This is a genomic window from Rhizobium binxianense (assembly GCF_028994275.1).
GTDB classification, from domain to species: domain Bacteria; phylum Pseudomonadota; class Alphaproteobacteria; order Rhizobiales; family Rhizobiaceae; genus Rhizobium; species Rhizobium binxianense.
The window spans coordinates 89,960-112,162 of record NZ_CP118713.1; the positions used below are offsets into that span (position 1 = coordinate 89,960).

At 60.6% G+C, this 22,203-nt stretch carries 21 protein-coding genes and 2 pseudogenes; 15 read left to right on the forward strand and 8 right to left on the reverse strand.

Annotated elements, in window-relative coordinates:
* Positions 1 to 97: 97 nt before the first annotated feature.
* Positions 98 to 568 (reverse strand): hypothetical protein, encoded by a 471-nt coding sequence (locus PO860_RS00455; protein ID WP_273883661.1) that lies wholly within the window; start codon positions 566 to 568, stop codon positions 98 to 100.
* Between the two features lie 214 nt (positions 569 to 782).
* Here PO860_RS00455 and PO860_RS00460 point away from each other — a divergent pair, with 214 nt between their 5' ends.
* Positions 783 to 1,382: a hypothetical protein gene (locus tag PO860_RS00460; RefSeq protein WP_275033673.1), complete on the forward strand. Its 600-nt coding sequence runs from the start codon at positions 783 to 785 to the stop codon at positions 1,380 to 1,382.
* Between the two features lie 86 nt (positions 1,383 to 1,468).
* Here the strand turns inward: PO860_RS00460 and PO860_RS00465 are convergent.
* Positions 1,469 to 2,169, reverse strand: a pseudogene (locus PO860_RS00465) (class I SAM-dependent methyltransferase).
* Positions 2,170 to 2,356: 187 nt separating this feature from the next.
* On the opposite strand from PO860_RS00465, the gene PO860_RS00470 reads away from it, so the two are divergent.
* The 9 genes from PO860_RS00470 (at position 2,357) to PO860_RS00510 (ending at position 10,808) form a co-directional block, all read left to right on the forward strand.
* Positions 2,357 to 2,677 (forward strand): hypothetical protein, encoded by a 321-nt coding sequence (locus tag PO860_RS00470; protein WP_272782836.1) that lies wholly within the window; start codon positions 2,357 to 2,359, stop codon positions 2,675 to 2,677.
* 192 nt (positions 2,678 to 2,869) lie between these two features.
* Positions 2,870 to 3,241, forward strand: coding sequence for a cell surface protein (locus PO860_RS00475; protein WP_273883659.1), 372 nt, complete (start codon positions 2,870 to 2,872; stop codon positions 3,239 to 3,241).
* 155 nt (positions 3,242 to 3,396) lie between these two features.
* Positions 3,397 to 3,699 carry a hypothetical protein gene (locus tag PO860_RS00480; protein ID WP_272782837.1) on the forward strand — a complete coding sequence of 101 codons (303 nt, stop codon included), beginning with the start codon at positions 3,397 to 3,399 and terminating at the stop codon, positions 3,697 to 3,699.
* A 383-nt stretch (positions 3,700 to 4,082) separates the two neighbouring features.
* Positions 4,083 to 4,754, forward strand: a complete 672-nt coding sequence (locus PO860_RS00485; protein ID WP_183605510.1) for a class I SAM-dependent methyltransferase — start codon at positions 4,083 to 4,085, stop codon at positions 4,752 to 4,754.
* 19 nt (positions 4,755 to 4,773) lie between these two features.
* Positions 4,774 to 5,406, forward strand: a complete 633-nt coding sequence (locus PO860_RS00490; RefSeq protein WP_273883658.1) for a TetR family transcriptional regulator — start codon at positions 4,774 to 4,776, stop codon at positions 5,404 to 5,406.
* A 259-nt stretch (positions 5,407 to 5,665) separates the two neighbouring features.
* Positions 5,666 to 6,547 carry an aldo/keto reductase gene (locus PO860_RS00495; protein WP_272782839.1) on the forward strand — a complete coding sequence of 294 codons (882 nt, stop codon included), beginning with the start codon at positions 5,666 to 5,668 and terminating at the stop codon, positions 6,545 to 6,547.
* Between the two features lie 577 nt (positions 6,548 to 7,124).
* A complete protein-coding gene (locus PO860_RS00500) occupies positions 7,125 to 8,402 on the forward strand; it encodes an alpha/beta hydrolase (protein ID WP_183605513.1) in 1,278 nt (425 codons plus the stop codon).
* Positions 8,403 to 8,481: 79 nt separating this feature from the next.
* Positions 8,482 to 9,732 (forward strand): NAD(P)/FAD-dependent oxidoreductase, encoded by a 1,251-nt coding sequence (locus PO860_RS00505; RefSeq protein WP_272782841.1) that lies wholly within the window; start codon positions 8,482 to 8,484, stop codon positions 9,730 to 9,732.
* A 38-nt stretch (positions 9,733 to 9,770) separates the two neighbouring features.
* Positions 9,771 to 10,808, forward strand: a complete 1,038-nt coding sequence (locus PO860_RS00510; RefSeq protein ID WP_275038001.1) for a 4-hydroxyproline epimerase — start codon at positions 9,771 to 9,773, stop codon at positions 10,806 to 10,808.
* A 93-nt stretch (positions 10,809 to 10,901) separates the two neighbouring features.
* On the opposite strand, the gene PO860_RS00515 is transcribed toward PO860_RS00510, so the two are convergent.
* Positions 10,902 to 11,717 (reverse strand): oxidoreductase, encoded by an 816-nt coding sequence (locus PO860_RS00515; protein WP_183605516.1) that lies wholly within the window; start codon positions 11,715 to 11,717, stop codon positions 10,902 to 10,904.
* A gap of 475 nt (positions 11,718 to 12,192) precedes the next feature.
* Here PO860_RS00515 and PO860_RS00520 point away from each other — a divergent pair, with 475 nt between their 5' ends.
* Positions 12,193 to 12,825 carry a TetR/AcrR family transcriptional regulator gene (locus tag PO860_RS00520; protein WP_273879691.1) on the forward strand — a complete coding sequence of 211 codons (633 nt, stop codon included), beginning with the start codon at positions 12,193 to 12,195 and terminating at the stop codon, positions 12,823 to 12,825.
* Positions 12,826 to 12,887: 62 nt separating this feature from the next.
* Here the strand turns inward: PO860_RS00520 and PO860_RS00525 are convergent, their stop codons facing one another.
* The 3 genes and pseudogenes from PO860_RS00525 to PO860_RS00535 form a co-directional block, all read right to left on the reverse strand.
* On the reverse strand, positions 12,888 to 13,184 hold the full coding sequence (locus PO860_RS00525) for a YciI family protein (protein ID WP_272782843.1): 297 nt from the start codon (positions 13,182 to 13,184) through the stop codon (positions 12,888 to 12,890).
* Positions 13,185 to 13,426: 242 nt separating this feature from the next.
* A pseudogene (locus PO860_RS00530) lies at positions 13,427 to 13,713 on the reverse strand (TetR/AcrR family transcriptional regulator); the annotation flags it as partial.
* A gap of 295 nt (positions 13,714 to 14,008) precedes the next feature.
* Positions 14,009 to 15,556, reverse strand: a complete 1,548-nt coding sequence (locus PO860_RS00535) for a putative bifunctional diguanylate cyclase/phosphodiesterase (protein WP_272782844.1) — start codon at positions 15,554 to 15,556, stop codon at positions 14,009 to 14,011.
* A 711-nt stretch (positions 15,557 to 16,267) separates the two neighbouring features.
* Between PO860_RS00535 and PO860_RS00540 the strand changes: the two genes are divergently transcribed.
* From PO860_RS00540 to PO860_RS00550, 3 genes are all read left to right on the forward strand, one after another.
* Positions 16,268 to 17,131 carry an alpha/beta fold hydrolase gene (locus PO860_RS00540; protein ID WP_183605520.1) on the forward strand — a complete coding sequence of 288 codons (864 nt, stop codon included), beginning with the start codon at positions 16,268 to 16,270 and terminating at the stop codon, positions 17,129 to 17,131.
* A gap of 32 nt (positions 17,132 to 17,163) precedes the next feature.
* Positions 17,164 to 18,168, forward strand: a complete 1,005-nt coding sequence (locus PO860_RS00545; RefSeq protein WP_275038002.1) for an NADP-dependent oxidoreductase — start codon at positions 17,164 to 17,166, stop codon at positions 18,166 to 18,168.
* A gap of 76 nt (positions 18,169 to 18,244) precedes the next feature.
* Entirely contained in the window at positions 18,245 to 19,333 is a 1,089-nt protein-coding gene (locus tag PO860_RS00550; protein ID WP_273879699.1) for an alkene reductase, read from the forward strand.
* Between the two features lie 29 nt (positions 19,334 to 19,362).
* On the opposite strand, the gene PO860_RS00555 is transcribed toward PO860_RS00550, so the two are convergent.
* Positions 19,363 to 19,944, reverse strand: coding sequence for a TetR/AcrR family transcriptional regulator (locus tag PO860_RS00555; RefSeq protein WP_183605523.1), 582 nt, complete (start codon positions 19,942 to 19,944; stop codon positions 19,363 to 19,365).
* A 252-nt stretch (positions 19,945 to 20,196) separates the two neighbouring features.
* On the opposite strand from PO860_RS00555, the gene PO860_RS00560 reads away from it, so the two are divergent.
* Positions 20,197 to 21,099: an alpha/beta fold hydrolase gene (locus PO860_RS00560; RefSeq protein ID WP_183605524.1), complete on the forward strand. Its 903-nt coding sequence runs from the start codon at positions 20,197 to 20,199 to the stop codon at positions 21,097 to 21,099.
* Positions 21,100 to 21,148: 49 nt separating this feature from the next.
* Here the strand turns inward: PO860_RS00560 and PO860_RS00565 are convergent, their stop codons facing one another.
* Positions 21,149 to 22,156 carry a helix-turn-helix domain-containing protein gene (locus PO860_RS00565; RefSeq protein ID WP_246718161.1) on the reverse strand — a complete coding sequence of 336 codons (1,008 nt, stop codon included), beginning with the start codon at positions 22,154 to 22,156 and terminating at the stop codon, positions 21,149 to 21,151.
* Positions 22,157 to 22,203: the final 47 nt, after the last annotated feature.

Here is a 22,203-nt window from a genome sequence, read left to right on the forward strand (position 1 = left end):
TTCAAGAGCGAGATCGGGAGATCAAGGTTAAGCACTTCTCATCGGCCGCTCCAGTCTGTGCCCAAGACAGCGAAGCGAAAAACTATCGAGAGGTTGGCTAGTTGCCTTCCAACATTTCTTTCCGCTCCTCCGCTGCGCTCGAAGCTGTCAAATAGCCACTGCAAAGGAGAAATGAGCACTCGTCCGGATCGCCTATTTGCCATCCTGGCCAGCAGAGCGCGACGCGACGGAATTTGGCGTTGCAGAGTCCGTGATTTGCCAGCGCGCGCGGATCATGTCCGAAATAGACGGCTTTGTCGCGAGTCCATTCCGGCACGGCTTGCCAATCGTCGCCGCCCTTATCGCTCAACTCACCGACTTGGCAGGACTTCCAATTCGATATCACGATCGGCTGATCGCAAGGGAAGGCCTGGACGGCGCTTGCCAGCAAGATCGAAAACAAGGCCAGCAATCGCTTGCCGCAAACCACCACGCTCTTTTCCCCCATGCCGATCATTCGCATCGCGCTCCTATCCTTGAGATTCAGCGCCCTGATCCTAGCAGACGCAATCGGAGAATATAAGATCAAAACTAAGAATATTTTCCTAGTTCATGGATCGTTCTTGCGCTAGGTTGCCCGCAATTGCAACCATGGAATGCCGGATGTCGAGCAAATTTTTCCCTATCGGCGAGGTGATCGCCCGGACGAGCCTGGGCCGTCGCCCGCCTTATAAACAGAATTGCCGGTCTCGCAGCACAGGCAGATTGCCGAAGGATCGGCCGGCGACGGGGGCGAGGGGCTGATGGCGGAATTCAACCCTCGTGACAAGAGCCGAACCAGTGCCGGCAAGACGCGGGCGATGGTGCGCAAGCATACCGCTCCGCCCAGATCGGAAGAAAGCGGGCCCGATGACGGCAGCCTTCGCTGGCAATGGTTCACCATTCAGCTGCTGGAATCTGCGGCCTTCACGACATTGAGTGCGAATGCTTGCCGCGCCTTCTTCCGCATCGTCATCGAGCACACCTCGCACGCCGCCTTGGAAAACGGCAAGCTTGTCGTGACCCATCCGCAATTCGTGTCCTACGGCGTCACCGGCGAATATGTCGCCGATGCGATCGATGAGCTGGAATATAAGGGGCTGATAAAAGTTCGCCGCGGCCGGGCAGGCAGCGGCGTCGCGCATCCCAACCGGTTCACGCTGACATTTGTCGGCGACCACGAGGGCGCGCCACCCACCGACGAGTGGAAGCGGTGCACGTCCGAAAACTGCCGGAAATGGTCCGAGACCGACCGCAAGCTCGCCGCCGACAAACGCGGTCGCCTCGGCAGGAAGAAAAAAACGCCGCTTCGGAATCCCGAAATACTGCCGCTTCGGGATTCCGAAATTCGCCGCGCTTCATGAGGGGTGAGGCTGAGGAAATAGTGAAGGATTTCAAGGCAGCAGCCAATTTCGGGATTCCGAGGTGCTATATAGAGTCTGGTGGGGAGTTACTGACGAAGGCACTTTGCCACGATCAGAAACTCCGTCTCCCGCCCGCCGATCTTTCCGGCCAAAACTGCCCGAAGCAGAAGGCCGAAAGCCTCATAGAGCCAGTAAAGCGGGGGAATTCGGTCCTTGAGCGCATGCACCTGGGTCGACACATATTCGCCGACGAAGACGATATCCATGCCGAGCTCCTTCAATGTCCCGGCAATCTCAAAATGGGATGCCTCGGCGGCGTGCTCGACGCGAAATGGAGCATAGCCCGGCTTGCCGGCGTTTTTCTGCCTGAGGACATACCGATAGAACAATATGTGGCTCCAGCAGGGCGCGAGATCGGTGAAGATGCCTTTGGCCGAGCTGAGGATCGGGCCTTTGACGAACACCAGGCCACCGGGAGGCAGGGTGTCATGAGCTCTCAACAAGGCAGAGCGCGGGCTTTCCAGATGCTCGAGAACGTCCCAGAAGACACAGGCGTCGAAGTGACGGTCTCCGTAATCTGTGGTTTGAGCATCGCCGAGGATCCGCTCCGCGGCGTCCTTGTTCCTCTCGAGCTGCTCCTTCGAGATGTCGAGGACCGTATATCGCGCGCCTTTCAGTGGGATATGCGTGCGGGAGCCGCCGCCAACCTCAAGAATATCAGTGTTGATCTTGCTGGAAATGCTGATTGCGCATGCGACAGCGCGTCGTTTACCCACGGCGAAACCATAATCTTCCTCCCCCGAAGAGATTAATGTCCGTGATTATGAGTAATAGCTAATATAATATTTAAGCAATATTCAAACTTGCGCGGTGCTGCCGTTCTTAACCCACGGCGACATGCATTAGTTTCGCGCAACCTTCCTGATGTATCCGCGGGTCTGATGATCTCAGAGGCGCTTCGGCCGGAGGAATGCATGACGGTGGGAATTTTTCGGGCTCCGGCAGTCCTGGCGATGATGACGGCGCTTGCCGGCTGCATCGACCACGCCAACGATCCCGTGCTCCTGGCGATCGGCGTGCCGGTCAATCCGCCTGCTGTTGCCCACGGTATCTGCATGACCGACGGCAACGCCATGTATGATGAGGCGAGGAAGCAGTATCAGCTGCGCGCCCAGCTGACCGGCTATGCCGGAGCCGATGAGCTGGAGGCGGAAACGACGGCGCGTGCCGCTGCCCATCGGCAATATGTCGCCTGCCTCTCCGGCCAAGGCTACCGGACATTATACGCGAATTAAGAACACAGAATTCACGTTTCCGCCCCTGTGCTGTTTGAGCCTCTTCTGCTGATCGCGACTTTTCACGTTTTTCGGCGATTTAGTCACGCCGGATCGCCTGCAATCACGAGTTTCGGAAGTTGCATGGGAACGCGGAACTCCGCATGTGGGAAAGGCATTTTCGTCGGATAAATCCAGTAAGGAGGGTTTATCATGAAGATGCTCAGACCTGCCCCTTCCACCGTCGCGCTCTGTGCCCTTCTCGCCTTCGCGTCGATCGCATCAGTGCAGGCAGCCCCTGTCGAGACGGCTTTCCCGCCCGGTATCTCTGATGTAAAAATGCTGCAATATAAACCACATGCCGGATCCTGGCATGGTTATCAAGGCTTCCGCACCGAACGCCCCGGCACGCGGCGCTATTCCGATGGCTACTGGTATCCGCTTGCCGCCTTCGGCGTCGAACCCGGCACCACGGGCTCCATTGTCCGCCAGCCGGTGAACAGACCTGCAGCCCCGGAAATGTGCAACCCTACGTTCTCGGGATCGATCGGTCCCGGCAGCATGCCCTGCGATAACGGCTATTGAGCCGGCAAATGAAAAGGCGGCGATGAGCCGCCTTTTTCTCGATCATGGCCTCCCCTCACATGTCTGTGATCCCTGCTTGCGGGCTGTGGTTTGTGACAGATCGCCTTCCTAATTGCGGGGAGTAAATTCCCTGAAATCCTCCCAAGGAGACGATGATGACCACCACTTTCAAGACCGGCCTGATCGCCGCGACGCTCAGTGCAATGCTCGGCCTCTCGGCCCTTTCCGCCGCGGCAGCTCCCCTCCAGTCGAGCGCGACGGAGCAGGGTGCGACCGCGCGTCCGGTTGCCAGCCAGGAAACCAAGGTTGAACACGACCGGCGCACGACCGGCTCGATCGGCGAGCGCGCCGCGGAAACCACCGGCTCGACGCACTATATGATGAACCCGAAGAAGCCGCTGAACATGGACTGCAAGCTCGGTTTCAACCCAACGAGCAGTTCCAGCTGCAATTACTGAGGACATCTGCAGCGGTCCGGTTCGGGTATTGCCCCTCACCCTAACCCTCGCCCCGTAAAGAACGGGGAGAGGGGACGTGCCTCGCGAGACGTGGGTGAGGAACGGAGAGGTCGCGGCACATCCCCTTCGCCCCGCGAGCGGGGAGAAGGTGGCGGCAGCCGCCACCCTTTGCTGGGAGTGGCGTCCTGTCTTTCCCTAACTCCTATGCGCAAATCTTGCATCAAGTGCAAAAATCCCATAAGTACAGAATCAAGCAAATGATCGATGGTGGCGCTGCGAAACGCCGCATCGAAGAGTGATTGACGTGTCTGCCTTGGAATTGCCATGCTCGCCGCGATGGTCGCTTTTCATAATCAATCGAATTTCAGACAGGTGGGATAGTCATGACCGCAAAGGCTGCATGCGCCGATTTCCTGCATTTTTTCCGCTCCTGGATCAGCAACCCGCTTCGGGTCGCGGCCATCGCGCCCTCGGGCGATTCGCTTGCCAGGATCATGACCAGTGAGATTGCCGCACTCGACGGGCCGATCATCGAGCTCGGTCCCGGAACCGGCGTCTTCACCCGGGCACTCCTGGCGCGCGGCGTCAGCGAAGCGGATCTGACTCTGATCGAATACGGTCCGGAGTTCATCACGGCGCTGCAGGCGCGGTTCCCGACGGCGCGTGTGTTGCAGATGGATGCGGCCCAACTCGCCCATGCCGATATTTTCGAGGGCGAGCCGGTCGGCGCTGTCGTCAGCGGCCTGCCGCTTTTGTCCATGTCGCCGAGCAAGATCGCCTCGATCCTGGCCGGCGCCTTCGCCTATATGCGGCCGGGCGGGGCCGTCTATCAGTTTACCTATGGTCCGCGCTGCCCGGCGCCGCGGCCGATCCTCGACCGCCTCGGCCTGGAGGCGGTGCGCATCGGCGGCACGGTGCGCAATCTGCCGCCGGCCTCGGTCTACCGGATCTCGCGCCGCGAGCCGCTGGAATTGTCGCGCGAGCGCTTCAGCTATCGTGAGGGCGACGCGGAACTCGACGATGTCGCCGCCTTTTCCAACGAAACCGGCCGCTGAACGATGATGCCGGGCAGGAATGGCTGAGAGCAAGCGGTCGCAGACGGGGGAGGGCCGGCGGGAACGCAAGCGGCGGCAGACGCGCGAGCGCATCGAGCAGGCGGCGGTGAGCCTCTTTCTCCGGCGCGGTTTCGAGGCCACGACCATCGAGGACATCACGGAGGCGGCCGACATCTCCAAGCGCAGTTTTTTCGATTATTTCCCCTCCAAGGAAGAGGTGGTTTTCGCCTGGCAGGATAGTTTCGCCGATCGGCTGACGGCGGAGGTCGCCGCAAGGCCCGCGAGTGAATCTTCCGTCGCGGCGGTCGAGGCGGCGATCGCCGCAACCGTCATCGCCTCTGTCGACGAGCGTGGCCTGGCGCTGGCTGAACTCATCCATGACACGCCGGCGCTGAAGGCTCGCGACCAGCTGAAATATGCCCGGCTCGAACAAAAGCTCGCCGAAGCGCTGCTGCTGCGCAAGGGAAGCGCTCCCGAGCGCTCCCGCATGCGCGTCCTTGCAGCAGTCGTCATCGGTGCGCTGCGCGTCGGCAGCGAACTTTGGCAGCAGCGTCCGCCCGGCGCCTCGCCGCAGAATTTCGCTCATGAGATCCTCGCCGAACTCTGGAACATCCTGGCGGAATTCGGCGACGAGGCAAAGGCCAGGCTTTGACGGGCCTCGCCTGAGAGTGATGGCTGTTTTCAGCGCCGTCACTGTAATCCCGACGGCGCCGTCCTATATGTGCAGGCGTCGCAGCGTCCGCATCTCATTCATCACCTCACCATGCCGGCATCGCTTCGATCAGGGCAGACATTTCGAATTCGAAGGCATCTCCAATGGCCGCGCCATGCATGCCGCGGCCATTGGACTGGGCGGTTTCCGACCGCTCCGCCGATTTTGAACGATTCCATTGACCAAGAGAGGAAAGACCATGTCCAGTCACAACGCAGCCAAGTCAGGCACCTTCAAGATCGGCGGCGAAATCGACATCAACCGTCTCGGTTTCGGCGCCATGCGCGTCACCGGTGACGGCATCTGGGGCGAGCCCGCCGATCATGCCGAATCGATCCGAACGCTGAAGCGCCTGCCGGAACTCGGCGTCAATTTCATCGATACGGCCGATTCCTACGGTCCCGATGTTTCCGAATGGCTGATCAAGGAGGCGCTGCATCCCTATGCCGCCAAGTCCGTCATCGCCACCAAGGGCGGCCTGACCCGCCATGGTCCGAATCTCTGGCTGCCCGTCGGCCGTCCGGAATATCTGATCCAGCAGGTGCATAAGAGCCTGCGCAATCTCGGCCTCGAGCAGATCGACCTCTGGCAGCTGCACCGCATCGATCCGAAGGTACCGGCCAAGGAACAGTTCGATGCGATCAAATCGCTGCTCGATGCCGGTCTCATCCGCCATGCCGGCTTGAGCGAAGTGTCCGTTGCCGACATCGAGGCGGCGTCGAAGCACTTCAAGGTCGCGACCGTCCAGAACCGCTACAATCTCGTCGACCGCACCAGCGAGGACGTGCTCGATTACAGCACGAAGCACAATATCGGCTTCATCCCCTGGTACCCGCTGGCCGCCGGCGATCTCGCCAAACCCGGCTCCCTGCTCGATATCATCGCCAGGAAGCACAACGCCGCCCCGAGCCAGATCGCACTCGCCTGGGTGCTGAAGCGCAGCCCGGTCATGCTGCCGATCCCCGGCACCTCCAAGGTCAAGCATCTCGAGGAAAACGTCGCGGCGGTGGAGATCACGCTGTCGGATGAGGAGTTTTCGGCGCTGGACGCGGAGGGTCGGAGGGTTTTCAAGGCGGCTTGATGGAAGCCTCAACGCAGTCCGGTTTGCGCTAGTGGCTGCCCCTCACCCTAACCCTCTCTCCGTAAAAAAACGGGGAGAGGGGACGTGCCCTGCGAGAGGTAGAAGAGCAACGGAGAGGTCGCGGCTATCTCCCTTCGCCCCGTTTACGGGGAGAAGGCCGGCAGGCGGATGAGGGGCAAGCTGCCGGCGATCTCCCCGGCCTCATTTTTCAGCAAAAATTTGACCATCTGGTCAAACATGCTGCAAAATGAGGCGCCAACCTGCCATTTTAAGGGCAAGCCTTGCATTCAATGCATTGCTGCATTGCGGTATTTTCGCTATTCCCGGTCAAGTGAATGCGGTATTACTATCTTCGTAAGCAGCGCACTCCTCCTCCCAGCGCTCTTACATCGGACTGACAACACTCCTCCTCCCAGTTGTCAGTCAGGATCAAGAGCCTGGCGCACCTCCTCCCGCGCCAGGCTCTTTTCGTTTTCCGTTCAAGCTTTCCACCTCATCCGGTTTGACTCGGCCGGCGTCGTCGGACTATTTGAACGTGTGCCGCCTGTCCGGTGCGTGAACCGGTTGGAGTTTGGTCATGATCGGCAAATGGCGCGCCTCGCATGCGGCCCTGACAGGTCTTCTGGTTACAGCGCTTATGCTCTCCAGCTGTGGCGGCAGGCCGGTCGGCGTCATGCAGGCGGCCGGCACCGTGCCGCCGGGCACCTCCAAGGTCGATCTTCTCGTCGCGACGACACGGGCTGCCGACGACAATCCCGCCGTGCTGTTCTCCGGTGAGCGCGGCACCGGGCTCGCCGTCAATGCCGTCGATGTCTCGATCCCGCCGGAAGCCAATCGGAAGGTCGGGCAGGTGCAATGGCCAAAGCGGCTGCCGGCCGATCCGCTGCGCGATTTCGTCACCGTATCCGTCGATCCCCTGGAGGGCGAGCGGGCCGGCGAGACCTGGCTGAAGGGCCATATGCCGAAGAGCCGCCGCGTGCTGGTTTTCGTGCACGGCTTCAACAATCGTTATGAGGATGCCGTCTACCGCTTCGCGCAGATCGTCCATGATTCCCATGCCGACGTCGCGCCCGTCGTCTTCACCTGGCCGTCGCGCGCCAGCATTTTCGATTATAATTACGACAAGGAAAGCACCAACTATTCCCGCGACGCGCTGGAAGAGCTGCTGACCCGCACCGCCGCCAATCCGGCCGTCAGCGACGTCACCATCATGGCCCACTCGATGGGCACCTGGCTGACCGTCGAGGCGCTCCGGCAAATGGCGATCCGCAATGGTCACGTCGCTTCGAAGATCAACAATGTCATCCTCGCTTCCCCGGATCTCGATGTCGACGTCTTCGGCCGCCAATTCGCAAGCCTCGGCAAGGACAGGCCGCACTTCACCATCTTCGTCTCGCAGGACGACCGGGCTCTGGCGCTGTCGCGGCGCATCTCCGGCAATGTCGACCGGCTCGGCCAGATCGATCCCTCCGCCGAACCCTATCGCAGCAAGCTCGAAGCGGCCGGCATCACCGTGCTCGACCTCACCAAGCTCAAGGGCGGCGACCGGCTGAACCACGGCAAGTTCGCCGAAAGCCCCGAAGTGGTGAAGCTGATCGGCGACCGACTGATTGCCGGCCAGACGATCAGCGATTCCAATGTCGGCCTTGGCGAGGCCGTCGGCGCGGTGGCGATGGGCGCTGCCCAGACCGCCGGGAGCGCGGTCAGCGTCGCCGTCAGCACACCGATCGCGATCTTCGATCCACGCACCCGGCGCAACTACGACGCCCAGCTGAAACGTCTCGGCCAGTCGATGAACAATACCGTCGGTTCGGTCGGCGACAGCGTCGGCGCCGGTCTGCCGGAAAGCCAATAAAAATTTCGTAGGCAGCACCGCTGATCTGATATATCAGAGTCGCGACGGCAATCCTGTGTGCTGTGCGATGGGTTGATTCATGGCGGATGAGACGAAGAAGAGCGTGGTTGTCGTCGGCGCGGGCGTGATCGGCGCCTCGATCGCCTTCGAGCTGCAGCGGCGTGGTTTGCAGGTGACGCTGATCGACAAAGGTGAGCCGGGACGCGGCACCTCTTTCGGCAATATGGCGAGCATCGCACTGGATTTTGCCGCCGGTTCTGGCCCTTCGACCTGGAAGAAGATCCCCGGCTGGCTGCTCGATCCGGAAGGCCCGGTCTGGCTGCGGCCCTCCTATGCGGCAAAAATGCTGCCCTGGTTCTTGCGTTTCCTCGCCGCCGGTCGGCCGTCGCGGCTCCGAGCGATCGAGGATGCCGGCATGAGCCTGTCGCACCGGGCGCTCGGCGATTTCAGGCAAATGCTGTCGGCGATCGGCGCGCCCGAGTTGATGACCGAAGAAGGGTGCCTGGCGATCTACGAGACCGAGGCGGAATTTACCGCCGATCGTGCTCATCTCGCCATGATGCAGCGCTACGGTCTCGAATTCGAGGTCTTGAGCAACGGCGCCATCCAATATTACGAACCCACGCTATCGCAGACGATCGCCAAAGCCGTGCTGCTGCCCGACAACAAGTCGATCCGTGATCCCTACAGGCTGGTGGTCAAACTCGCCGACGCCGCAAAGGCTGCGGGCGCAAACTTCGTTTCCGGCGCTGTGAGAAATATCGAGCGCAAGGGCGATGGCACTGCCGTTGTTCTCCTCGAGGATGGCAGGCGCATCGAGGCCGGTTCGGTGGTGCTCGCCGCCGGCGTCCACACCCGTTTCCTCGCCGCAAAGCTCGGCGAGCCGATCCCGCTCGAAACCGAGCGCGGCTATCACACGCAGATCATGAAGCCCGGCATCTCCATGCGTTATTCGGTGATCTGGCCCCATCGCGCCTTCATGGTGACGCCGACGGCGGGCGGCATCCGCGTCGGCGGCAATGTCGAACTCGCCGGTCTCGATGCGGCTCCGGATTTCCGCCGCCCCAGGGTGCTGGTGCGCCATGCCCAGCGGGTGCTGCCCGGCCTGAAGGTCGAGGAGGCGACGGAATGGATGGGGCATCGTCCGGCGCTGCCCGACACGATCCCGATCATTTCGCCGTCGTCGAAGATATCAGGCGTTTTCTATGCGACCGGCCACGGCCATCTCGGCCTGACATATGCCGCAACGACAGCGCTCGTGATTGCCGATATGGTGACCGGCACCGAGCCGCCGGTCGACATGACCCCGTTCCGCATAGGCCGATACTAATGACGGCGTCACCCGCCGTCTGAACCGGAGGTTTCGATATGAGATGGAAGCGCACGATCCAGCTGCTGGATGTCCATGCCGAGGGCGAGATCGGCCGTGTGGCGATCGGTGGCGTCCCGAAAATCCCCGGCGATACCATTGCCGCCCAGCTGCATTGGTTAAACACCGATCCGAAGGGCGACGAGCTTCGCCGTTTCCTCTGCCTGGAGCCGCGCGGCGCCCCGATCGGCTCGGTCAACCTGCTGCTGCCGGCGAGGCACCCGGAGGCCGACGCCGCCTTCATCATCCTGCAGCCCGATCAGGCGCATGCGAGCTCCGGCTCGAACTCGATCTGCGTCACCACAGCGCTGCTCGAATCCGGCATCATCGAGATGCAGGAGCCGGAAACGATCGTCACGCTCGAAACCGCGGCCGGCCTCGTCAAGGCGACGGCAACCTGCCGCGACGGGCGCTGCGAGAAGGTCCGGCTGACGATGGTGCCGTCCTTCGTGCATGAGCTCGATGTCGAGATCGACACGCCGCATTGGGGAAAGATCAAGGCCGATATCTGCTATGGCGGCATCTTCTATGCGCTCGTCGATGTCGGCCAGATCAATCTCAAGATCGAGAAGGCCAATGCCGCCGGCCTCGTGCAGGCCGGCATGATCCTCAAGGAACTGATCAACCGCGACATCAAGGTCGTCCACCCCGAGATCCCGGCAATCTCGGGCGTCGCCTATGTGATGTTCCGCGATACCGAAGCCGATGGCACGGTGCGCACCTGCACCACCATGTGGCCCGGCCGGGCCGACCGCTCGCCCTGCGGCACCGGCAACTCCGCCAATCTCGCCACGCTTTATGCCCGCGGCAAGGTCAAGGTCGGCGATACCTTCACCTCGAAATCGATCATTGGCTCGGAATTCGAGGTCGGCCTGCAGGCGGTCACCGAAGTGGCCGGCCGCCCGGCCGTCATCCCCACCATCACCGGCCGCGGCTTCACCTTCGGCCTGACCCAGGTAGCCCTCGACCCCTTCGACCCGCACCCGAACGGCTTCGCGCTGACGGATGTCTGGGGACCGTCGGCCGGGGAGATTTGATCGCTCAGGCATGAACCCGCGGGGCGGGCGTGGGCATCGGCATTAACCACACGGGGTCACGGCCAGGGGCGCATTGTTGAGCCGCAGAACATGTCAGACCGGCAACTTCATCTGCTTGCGCAGGCTCTTGTCGAATGCACTGGCGGGAACGAAGCGGCGCAGGAAGTGCAGTTGACGGGCGGCTTTGCTGGCGGGATAGCGCAGTTTCGGCGATTTCGCGGTGGCTGCCTTGACGACCGCTTCGCCAACCACTTCGGGCGCATCGCCTGCCTTGATCGCGCTGTTCCAGACAGCTTGTGTCGTCTTGCGGCCTCCGTCGTAGACACCAGTCATGCGGTCGGGCTGCGTCGAGTTATGGTCGAGAGCTGTGCGGGTAAATGCAGGTTCGACGAGCAGGACGCGGATCCCCAACGTGCGGACTTCGTGATCGAGCGATTCGGAATAACCTTCGACAGCATGTTTCGTCGCAGTGTAGAGCGCGCTAAACGGGCTCGGAATGAATCCGACGACCGAACTGATGTTGATGATGCGGCCGTTGCGCTGGTTCCGCATGATCGGCAACACCTCGTTCGTGACGCGAATGATCCCGAAGACATTCAAGTCGAAAAGTGCCTGAGCCTGTTCGATCGAGGACTCTTCCGCTCCGCCGATCAGTGCGCCACCGGCATTGTTGACGAGGACGTCGATGCGGCCAGCCTGTTTGATGACCTCGGCGATCATGCCCGCGACCGATTGACTGTCCGTCACGTCGCAGGTCAACATCGTGATGCCATTGATGGACCCGGCTGTCGCCTTGCGGCTGGTTCCAAAGACGCGGTAGCCCGCGGTTACCAGAGCCTTTGCCGTGGCGCGGCCGATACCGGCCGCTGCACCTGTGACGACGGCGACGCCGCGGTTGTTGTTGCTCATTTCAATTTCCTTCCGATCGTGCCGCCAACGGCAATGGGTTGTGGGATATTACGGTCGTCGTTTTGGGTCGGGCGGCCTCGTGGGACCGCCCGGTTGGAACCTGATGTTGAAAGGGATTGCCGGTGTGACTTAGTTCAGCACGCCAGCGCCGGGCCCGAGTTCAAGCAAATGCCGTTCCCCGCGGAAATCTCTTGAGTGATCGCCGTGGCGAGATGCAAACTCGACGGAGCCACCGATGCAGCGCGTAGGGGATTTGCGATCCACCCTCTCGAACGAAGTCGGTCTGTTCGGCGAGCGCAGATCCGCGAGGCCATCTTCCTGGCCGATATGGGCGATTGATATACTCATGGATGCAAATCCCTGAAGTTTCGGTTATGCGTGAACTGGACAGATGCCATCTATACACTGCATAAATCCCGTGTAAAGGGGAATTTATGCAGTGTATAGATCTGGGTGCAATTTTTGAGGAATTGACGTGAGCGTGACAACCCGGGAAAACTACCATCACGGCGAACTTCGCTCGGCTTTGATCGCGGCCTCCGATGAGATCATCCGGGAAAGCGGCGTCGAGGGATTTTCGTTGCGGGAGGCAGCCCGCCGGGCCGGCGTGTCGCCCGGCGCGCCGAAACACCATTTTGGCAGCATCGTCGGCCTGCTCACCGAGGTGGCGATCGCAGCCTATGGCCAACTAGCTCGGTATTTATCCGATGCTCTCGTTGAGGATCAAACTGCTGAGCAGAAGCTCCAGTCGCTCGGGACGGCTTATGTCAGATACGCCCTCGACAATTCCGGCCATTTCCGCCTGATCTGCCGCAAGGATCTGGTCAACCGCCATCACCCCGACTTCGAGCCTGCCGTCTATTCCGCCATGGCTGGCTTCGTCCTTGCCGCCGCAGAATATTATGGATCGACTTTTCCACCGGAAACGGACCAAGCCGTGCATCCCGGCATCGTCGCGGCTGTGTCGACGATCCACGGGATTGCCCACATGGCAATCGAAGACAAATTCTCGTTCGTACTCAGAAGCGACGAGCCGGAAACCGAGCTGCTGGGCACCTTGCTGCCGTCGATGTTGAACTTTCATTGGCCGGTGAGAGATCTGCGATGAGCCGGTCAACAGCTCGCTGAGAAAGCGCTCCCTCTTGGGCCGGCAACGGCGCCGATGCGACGTCAGCCGCGCGCCTTCAGATGAAGCATTGGATGATGTTCATAGTGGCCGGCGCCGTTCTTCACGATGGGATCTTCCGACGTGATCGCCTGAATGTCTTGATCATCGCCAATCTGGTAGAGCGAGACGCCGTAGCCGCCGGCAGGATCCATCACCGGACCATGCGCGACGATCTTTCCTTCCTGGAGGTGCGTATCGAGGAAAACCCCATGCTGCTTCATCCATTCCTGCTCGTCGGCAGACATGGTCGCCAGAAAGTCTGGGCGCGGCGGAATGTATTTGCACAGGTAGTATTTCATATCTGGCTCCTGAGTTGCCGGAACATTGAAGACGGTCGCTACGCCCCCACACTTGAGCCTTGCCTCTTTCAGCCGGTCTTCTGCGGCGGAACATCGACCCGCGTCTGGTTACTATCAATTTAAAACTAAGTCACTATCAAAAAGATATCGATATGAAGAATCTTCACGGCCCGAACGACCATCGTCGCAGGCGCTTTGCTCGATGGTGAGCGCGGCGACGGCCAGCACCCGTCGCTTAAGGTTTAGGATGACGTTTCGGAGAGCGCGGAACGGCCGGTCGGCCAGGTGGACAGCGCTTGCTCGGCAACGGCCTCCAGCATCTCGCAGCTGAATCCGGCTTTGGCCTGCACCGCCACGCCATGCGTGAGAGCCATGACGACAAGGGCATCGGCTTTGGCCGTCTCCGGTAGGTCGCCCTCCGCCTTGGCCCGTGCGAAGCGTTCACGAAGCTGCGCCTGAGCAGCCGCACGAAAGTCGATCAACTTGCCGCACAGGTTCCGCTTCATCCGATTCCCGCCACAGCGCCATTGAAAAGCCCGCGCCGAAGCCGGTCTTCCGCCGGCAGAGTTGAAAGAGATTCCGCAGGTAGCGGCAACCTCGGTCTGGGACGCAGTCGTGGCTGAGATCGGCGGAGACTATCTCGGAGATTGCGCGGTCGCGTCGAACATGACACGGCTAACCCGTTCGCCGATGGCGTCAGGTCCTGTGCGCTCGACGCCGACAAAGCCAAGCAGCTTTGGGCGAAAAGTGAGGCATTGATAAGCGTAACGTGAAGTCGGTAAGCACGTGTCGGCTCTGATTGAGCCGATATACCGCGGCCTCCATCAACCGCGTTGCAAAATTCTGGCGCTGACCTGGTCTGTGGCAAGCTCCTCGACCGGGGCCGGCCTGCCAAGCAGATAGCCTTGGCCGATGTCGCAGCCCAAATCCTGAAGCCGCTGAAGCTGGCTCTCTTCTTCGATGCCTTCGGCGGTGATCGTCACGCCAAGTCCGGCGCCGAGCGCGATGATCGCCTTGATCACCTTGTCCTGCTTGTCGTTGGTCTCGAATGAAGCGACGAAACTCCTGTCGATCTTGATCTTGTCGAACCGGTAGTTGGAGAGCTGCGAGAGGCTGGAATAGCCTGTTCCAAAATCGTCGAGAGCGATCCTGACGCCGGCGTTCACCAGATCGTCGAGGACGATTCGTGCGGTGACGGCGTCCTGGATGATGGCGCTCTCCGTCACCTCGAGCTCGACCCTGTGCGCAGGCAGACCGACATCGCCCAATATCTTGAGAATTCTGAGGCCCAGCAGCCGGTCGCTCAACTGGATCGGAGAAAGGTTGAACGACAGGACAAGCTCACTTGGCCAGGACAGCGCATCGGTGCAGGCATGGCGAAGCAATTGGTCGGTCAATTCGACGATCAGCCCGGCGTCCTCCGCCACGGGAATGAATTCGTTCGGCGGGATGAATTCGCCGGAGGCGGTCTTCCAGCGTGCCAGCGCCTCGAAGCCGATAATCTTGTTCGTCTTCAGGTCGACGAGCGGTTGATAATAGGGAACGATTTCAGCCTTCCTGATGGCTGATCTAAGATCGGCCTCCACCCGAATGCGTTTCGCCAACTCGTCCTGCATCGACGCCACGAAGGGTTTCACCAGATTGCGCCCCTGCTTCTTGGCGACATACATCGCGCAGTCGGAATGTCGAATGACCTGGCTGAGGTCGTCGCCGTTCTCCGGATAGAGCGCGAAGCCGACGCTGGCGCCGAGGTCGACGGCGACCCCATTGAATGAGAAGGGCTTGCCGATCACGCTCACGATGCGGCTCCCCAGTGCGGCAAGATCGGGATTTCCAGTGCGCCGCGCCAGAATGACGAACTCGTCTCCGCCAAGACGGAAAACATGCTCACGCGGAAAGAGCGAGGAGAGCCGCTGAGCAACCGTCTTCAGCACCGCATCACCATGATCGTGCCCCAGCAGGTCGTTGATCTTTTTGAAGCCGTCGAGATCGATGCTGAACACGGCATAGGTCTCTTGCACCCTCTGATCGCTCATTGATTGCGCGCAGATGGATTCCAGAAATCTGCGGTTCGGCAGTTCGGTCAGCGTGTCGTGACAGGCAATCCAGTCCACGTTCTTTTCGGCCTGCAGCCTGCGATTGATCTCTCTCGAAAGATCCCTGATCCTCAGCGCGGAATAAATCAGCCCGAGAAACCCGGAGATATTCAGAGCAAGGAGCGCGTGGTCCAGCGGATAGTGATCATGCTTCTCGATGAACGCATCCAGCCCCTCATGCCAGTGGAAGGACCACGACAGGCTGAAGAGAAGCAGGAAGACCGCGAGCCAGGCAACGATCTCCATCTGCGGTCTGGTTGGTTGGATGCGAGGCATATGAACAGGCTCCTGTTATCTGAAGAGCCGTCATGGCCAGTTTGCAGGACCGCATCGTCCCCGGTCGCCCTACCGTGATCGAAGACCGCCACAACTCATTCGGGCGGCATTACAAGGGTCGGGCATTACAGTCGTTGATGAAGCTGCACAGTATCGACAAATCCGTAAGATCGTCTGACCTTTGAAGGTTAATGGCGCGTTGCTTTGACGAAGGCGCGGGCGTTTCGCTGCGCGAAACGGATATTCTTCCCGCAAATCGGACGGTTCTTCGATTCCATCGTGTCTTCCTTCGTGGATGAGCTCGATGAGAAGAAGAGGGGCCGGGCTGCGGCATCCGCCAACCTCCTCATCCCGCGCGGAGGCCAGAGGCCGAAGCCTCGAAGGACACGCCGCAACGTTGCTCGTTGCACGCATCGAGCGTTGGGATGCCCGCCTCGTCCTTCGAGGCCCCTGCGGGGCGCCTCAGGATGAGGCTCTCTTGAATGTCGGCGTTTCCCGGAAAATTCCGCTTGACAGCTTTGATGATGAATATCATTAATATTTATGATGATAGTTGTCATCATAGTGAGTGACTGAAGCTGACCACCGCGACGGTCGGCGGTCATACGGAAGGCTAAGGCGATGATTGGGAAAACGGCGTTTCTCGCCGGGACATCGAGCGGCATCGGCAAGGCTCTCAAGCGTGCCGGTTCCGGGATAATGGAGTAAACGATGAACACGCCTATCAGGTACCTTCGGCCTGCTACCTGCTATGCCGAGGCGCCCAATCTCTGGATCAATGTGGGGGAAACAGCTTTTGCCTATCGCGACCTTGGCCCCCAAGGCGGCGTGCCGGTCGTTCTTCTCAACCATTGGGGCGCGGTGTTGGACAATTTCGATCCCCGGATTGTCGATGGTCTTGCCACCAAGCATCACGTCATCGCCACCAATTACCGGGGCATCGGCACCTCGGGCGGCACGGCCCCGCTCACCATCGCCGAGATGGCGCACGACGCGATCGCGCTGATCCGAACGCTTGGGTTCCAAAAAGTCGATCTGCTCGGCTTTTCTCTCGGGGGATTTGTCGCACAGGACATCACGCTGAAGGCGCCGGACCTTGTGCGGAAGCTCATTTTGACCGGAACAGGCCCGGCCGGCGGCAAAGGGATCAAGCAGGTCGGAGCCGTTTCCTGGCCGCTGATCATCAAAGGCCTGCTGACGCTGCGCGATCCGAAAACCTATCTGTTTTTCACCTCGACGGCCAATGGCCGGCAAGCCGCGAAAGCCTTTCTGGATCACTTGAAAGTGCGGAAGGCGGGGAGGGACAAGGGCCCGACGCCGAGGGCATTCCTGCGGCAGCTGAAGGCGATCAAGGCCTGGGGGCAGCAGGCGCCTCAGGATCTCGGCCGCATCGATATCCCGGTCCTGATCGCCAATGGCGACAATGATATCATGGTCCCCACAGTAAACAGCACCGATATGGCCCGCCGCATCCCCGGCGCGCAACTGGTGATCTACGACGACGCCGGGCATGGCGGGATTTTCCAGAACCACGCCGATTTCGTACCGAAGGCTTTGTCCTTCCTCGGCGCCTGACGCCGCAATAAAATTCGAATTGGAGAGGCCCCGTGAAGGCATTCGTCGTTGATAAGTACAAGAAGAAGGGCGCTCTGCGCCTGGCCGATCTGCCGGAACCGCAATTGCAGGACAATGATGTCCTGATCCGGATTCAGGCGACGGCCGTAAACCTGCTGGACTCCAAGGTCCGGGACGGAGAATTCAAGCTCATTCTCCCCTATCGTCCGCCCTTCATCCTCGGGCACGACCTTGCCGGAACGGTCGTCAAAGCCGGATCCAAGGTCAGGCGCTTCAAGGTGGGCGACGAGGTCTATGCACGGCCGCGCGATCATCGGGTCGGCACGTTCGCCGAATTCATTGCCGTCGATGAAGCCGATGTGGCGCTGAAGCCGAACAACCTCGGCATGAGCGAAGCGGCATCCATCCCGCTGGTGGGGCTGACTGCCTGGCAGGCGCTGGTCGAGGTGGGCAAGGTGAGGCTTGGCCAGAAGGTCTTCATTCAGGCCGGTTCCGGCGGTGTCGGGACTTTCGCCATTCAGCTCGCCAAGCATCTCGGCGCGACGGTGGCGACGACGACGAGCGCTGCGAATGCCGAGCTGGTCAAAAGCCTCGGGGCGGATGTGGTGATCGACTACAAGACGCAGGATTTCGAGAAGCTCCTGTCGGGCTACGATCTCGTGCTGAACAGTCAGGATCCAAAGACGCTCGAAAAATCCTTGGGCGTGCTGAAGCCGGGTGGCCGGCTCATTTCCATTTCTGGTCCGCCCGATCCTGCCTTCGCGGGGGAACTCGGCCTGAACCTGTTCCTGAAACTGGTGCTGCGCCTGCTCAGCCGCGGGGTTCGGAAAAAGGCCAAGCGTCTCGGCATCACCTATTCATTCCTGTTCATGCGCGCCGAGGGACAGCAACTGGGCGAGATTGCCCGCCTGATCGAGTCAGGCGTGATCCGACCGGTCGTCGACAAGGTGTTCCCGTTCGAGAAGACCGGCGATGCGCTGACCTATGTCGAGACCGGGCGTGCAAAGGGCAAGGTGGTCATCACGGTCGCGGACTGAGGTCGACCTGACCGACGCGGCGTCTGTTGTGAGGCGAACGCCAGACATAACTTCCAACTCTTGGTGAAAGTGAAAAATGACCAGCAAGACACTCTTTGAGCCCGCCACACTCGGCTCCCTCACGCTATCCAACCGCATCGTCATGGCGCCGTTGACGCGCAACAGAGCCGGCGTCGGTTTTGTGCCGGGCAATCTCATGGCCGAATATTATGGGCAACGGGCTTCGGCCGGCCTGATCATCTCGGAGGCGACCCAGATTTCGCAGCAGGGCCAGGGCTATCAGGACACACCCGGCATCTACACGCAGGCGCAGATCGACGGCTGGCGAAAGGTGACCGAGGCGGTGCATGCCAAGGGCAGCCGTATCTTCTTGCAGCTCTGGCACGTCGGTCGGGTATCGCATGTCGACCTGCAGCCGAATGGCCAGGCGCCGGTCGCGCCCTCGGCGATCAGGGCTGCGACAAAGACCTTCGTGCACAATGCTTTCGTCGATGTATCCGAACCTCGCGCGCTCGAGCCGGACGAAATCCCCGGCATTGTTGAGGATTTCCGTCGCGCCGCCGCCAATGCGATTGCCGCCGGTTTCGATGGCGTCGAAGTTCATGGCGCGAACGGCTACCTGCTCGACCAGTTCGCCAAGGACGGAGCTAACACCCGCACCGACGCCTATGGCGGGTCGATCGAAAATCGCGCCCGGCTGACGCTCGACGTGACGGCCGCGGTCATCGAGGAAATTGGGGCGGAGCGAACCGGAGTTCGGATTTCACCGGTGTCGCCGGCCAACGGGATATCGGCAACCGATCCGCAGGCGCAGTTCAATTACATCGTCGAGAAGCTCGACGAGTTGGGCATTGCCTACCTCCATGTTGTCGAAGGTGCGACAGGCGGCCCGCGCGACATCGCACCCTTCGACTATGAGGCGCTTCGCCGCAGGTTCGGGAATAGCTACATCGCCAATAACGGCTACGATCTGCAACTTGCGACGACCAGACTGGAGCAGGGGCTGGCGGATCTGTTCGCCTTTGGCAAGCCGTTCATCGCCAATCCGGATTTTGTCGACCGCCTGAAAGCCGGTGCGGCGCTCGCCAATCTGGATATGGCGACGCTCTATGGCGGCGGCGCGGCAGGCTACACCGACTATCCCAGCATGGCCGTGCCAATATAGGGGTGGCAATAGGGCCGCTACAGGCGGCCCTATGTTTCCCGCGTTCGATTTTCGATGGCGTCGCGGCAATCCGCCCGGCAGGCATCGAGCAGTTCGTCCGCCAGCGGGGAATCGTCCGGGCAGGCCCTCGAAAGCACGATTGCTCCAACGGCCTGCGCGAGGATGGTGATGGCTTGCGCGCGCCCGCCGACGCCGGAAGCGTGTCTTCCTGCAATGCCTCCCTCCAGCGCGCGCACCAGATTGTCTATTCCCGCAGCAAAAACGGCCTTCGTTTCTTCAGGCTGTCGAGCGGCATCGCTACTCAGCGCCGCGGCCGTGCATCCCTGGCCGCGCCCATCCCGGTGTTCGCGCGCCAGATAAAGTTCCATGACGGCGAGGACGTCATGACCGGCATAGCGCCTCAAGGTCTCGCTCAAACCATTCTCGGTCGACTCCGCGATCAACTCCTCCTTGGAGCGGAAGTGATTGTAGAAGCCGCCATGGGTGAGCCCCGCGCGCTCCATCAATTCCGCCACGCCCACGCCGTCGAATCCGCGCTCGCGAAACAACTCCGACGCGGTGGCGATAATCCGCTCGTAGTTTTCCTGCTTCTTTTCCTTGGTGATCCGCACTTTACAGCCCTTTCGACCGCTATGCCGAGCTATGATGTCATGTGCCATTGTAGCTTGACTTATTGATGATGTATATCATTAATAACGGTAGCCAGTATGAGTACCTGATGGCAGATACGCATCTCACGGAACCCGCCCGTTTCGTCAAGGTCGGGGTAACTCGCCTGTCGCGGCTCTCTGCATCTTCCGCGGCCAGGGTTGGCGCCCTGACCGTTGAGGCACTGTTGTCGTTGCGAAAGCGGGGAGGGGATTATGTTTGACGGTTTTGAAAGCGGCCGTATTGCTGTCGATGGCGTGGAGATCGCCTATGTCGCCGCGGGAGCGGGAGAGCCACTGCTGATGCTGCATGGCTTTCCGCAGACCAAGGCATTGTGGGCACGGATCGCACCGGATCTGGTCACCCTCGGCTATCGGGTGATCTGTGCTGATTTACGCGGTTATGGCTCCTCCGACAAACCACCGGCTCGACCTGATCTGGCCAACTACAGCTTCCGCGCCATGGCCGCCGATCAGGTCGGTTTGATGAAAACCCTGGGGCATGAGCGGTTTCACCTCGTGGGTCACGACCGTGGTGCCCGAGCAGCGCACAGGCTGGCGCTTGACCATCCTGCGGTTGTGGCGAGTGTCATTCTGATGGACATCGTGCCGACGGCCGTATTGTTGACCGACCTGCGCAGGGAGGTCGCTCAACACTACTGGCACTGGTTCTTCCTCGCTCAACCCGCGCCCTTCCCGGAGCGAATGATCGAAGCAAGCCCCGATCTCTTTTATGAAACCTGCCTGTTTGGATGGGGCGCGACGGGTCGACAGGATTTCGACGCCGACCAGCTCGCCGCCTACCGGGCGTCATGGCATGATGCCAAGGCGATTGCCGGCGGCTGCAACGATTATCGCGCGGCGCTGGCCGTCGATCTCGCCGACGATCTGGCGGAACAGGGCAGACGTATATCCGCGCCGGCGCTGATCCTCTACGGCGCTCGTGGCGTGATGGCCAAACTCTATAATCTCCCAGCCACCTGGGCGGATCGCTGCACGACCATGGACGCCCGAGCTATACCGGGCGGGCATTTTTTCCCTGATTCCTCACCGGGCGAGGTTACAGAACAAGTGGCTGCGTTTCTCAGGCGTCATCCTTTTACCCCTGCGTCGGAGTAAAATTCGGACCATTGCACCGGAGCGCAGTCACGCGGTCAGGTCGCGGCAGCTATGATTTCAGGCGACTATTGGCAAGCGGGTGACCTCGACGCCTTCTCGCTTCCTGGGGCGTCTCCCCGTAAACCGATCTATACATTGCCGAGAAGCGGCCGCCGTGGAAGAAGCCCCACCTCAGGCAGATGTCCTTGATCTCTAGTCGGTTCGACGGGTCGAGAAGGTCTTGCCTGGCGGCTCGTAGCCGCAATGTTCTCAGGTAAGCCGCCGGCGTTGTTTCCTTGAATGTGCGGAAACCGGTTTCCAATGTCCGAACCGATACGTTGGCAGCATGAGCCACCATCGACATGGTAATTGGCGTGCTGATGTTCGCGCGCATGAAATCGATGGCGCGACGAATGTGCCAAGGTGCCGGCGCAAAGATCTTCTTTTCCAGTTGCCTGGAATAACGGTGGGGCATTGAGCGCGCGACCAAATGACCGAGCGCTTGTGTGAGGTTGGTCATCGCGATCGGCGAATGAAGCAGGACGCCGTCCTCACGCATGCCGGAGATGATGGTCTCGACCAGATTCTTGAACAGAATCCCAGCGGGGCTATGCTGGTCAACTTGAGGCAACAAATCAAGCGATCCGCTCACTGGCGCCTCGAGCAGTTCCCCAACTGTCTGCGATATCACGCTCCAGTCCAGATGAAGTTTCTCGGATCGATGAAGGGTACCCTGCACGAAGAAACGATCCACCTCGTGATTCTGGCCGAGCAGAAGTTGACCCGGCAACGCTGTGGCGGTGTTCTGCCCCAGGGTTACGCCGCAGATGCCGTCTCGCGGGACCATGATCGTCAGCCACTCCGGCGTGCCCGATGTCGCCGAGAGATGCCACGGCCTGTTGCAAGCCATCTCGCTGAGGGTCAACGTCCCATTCGACCAAGCGTTGGCACTCCAAGTGAAGTCTTCCATGGCATCAGTCGTGTAGCCCTCAAAAGGAGCGACTTCGACCAAGGTTTCCAACATACTTTCGAAGTTTGTTCCGGCCCATCTGGGACCCAACTCCGAATTATTGAACATGAGAAACTCCCCAGAGTAGGATGCGAACAGGGTTGAGATGAGGCGCG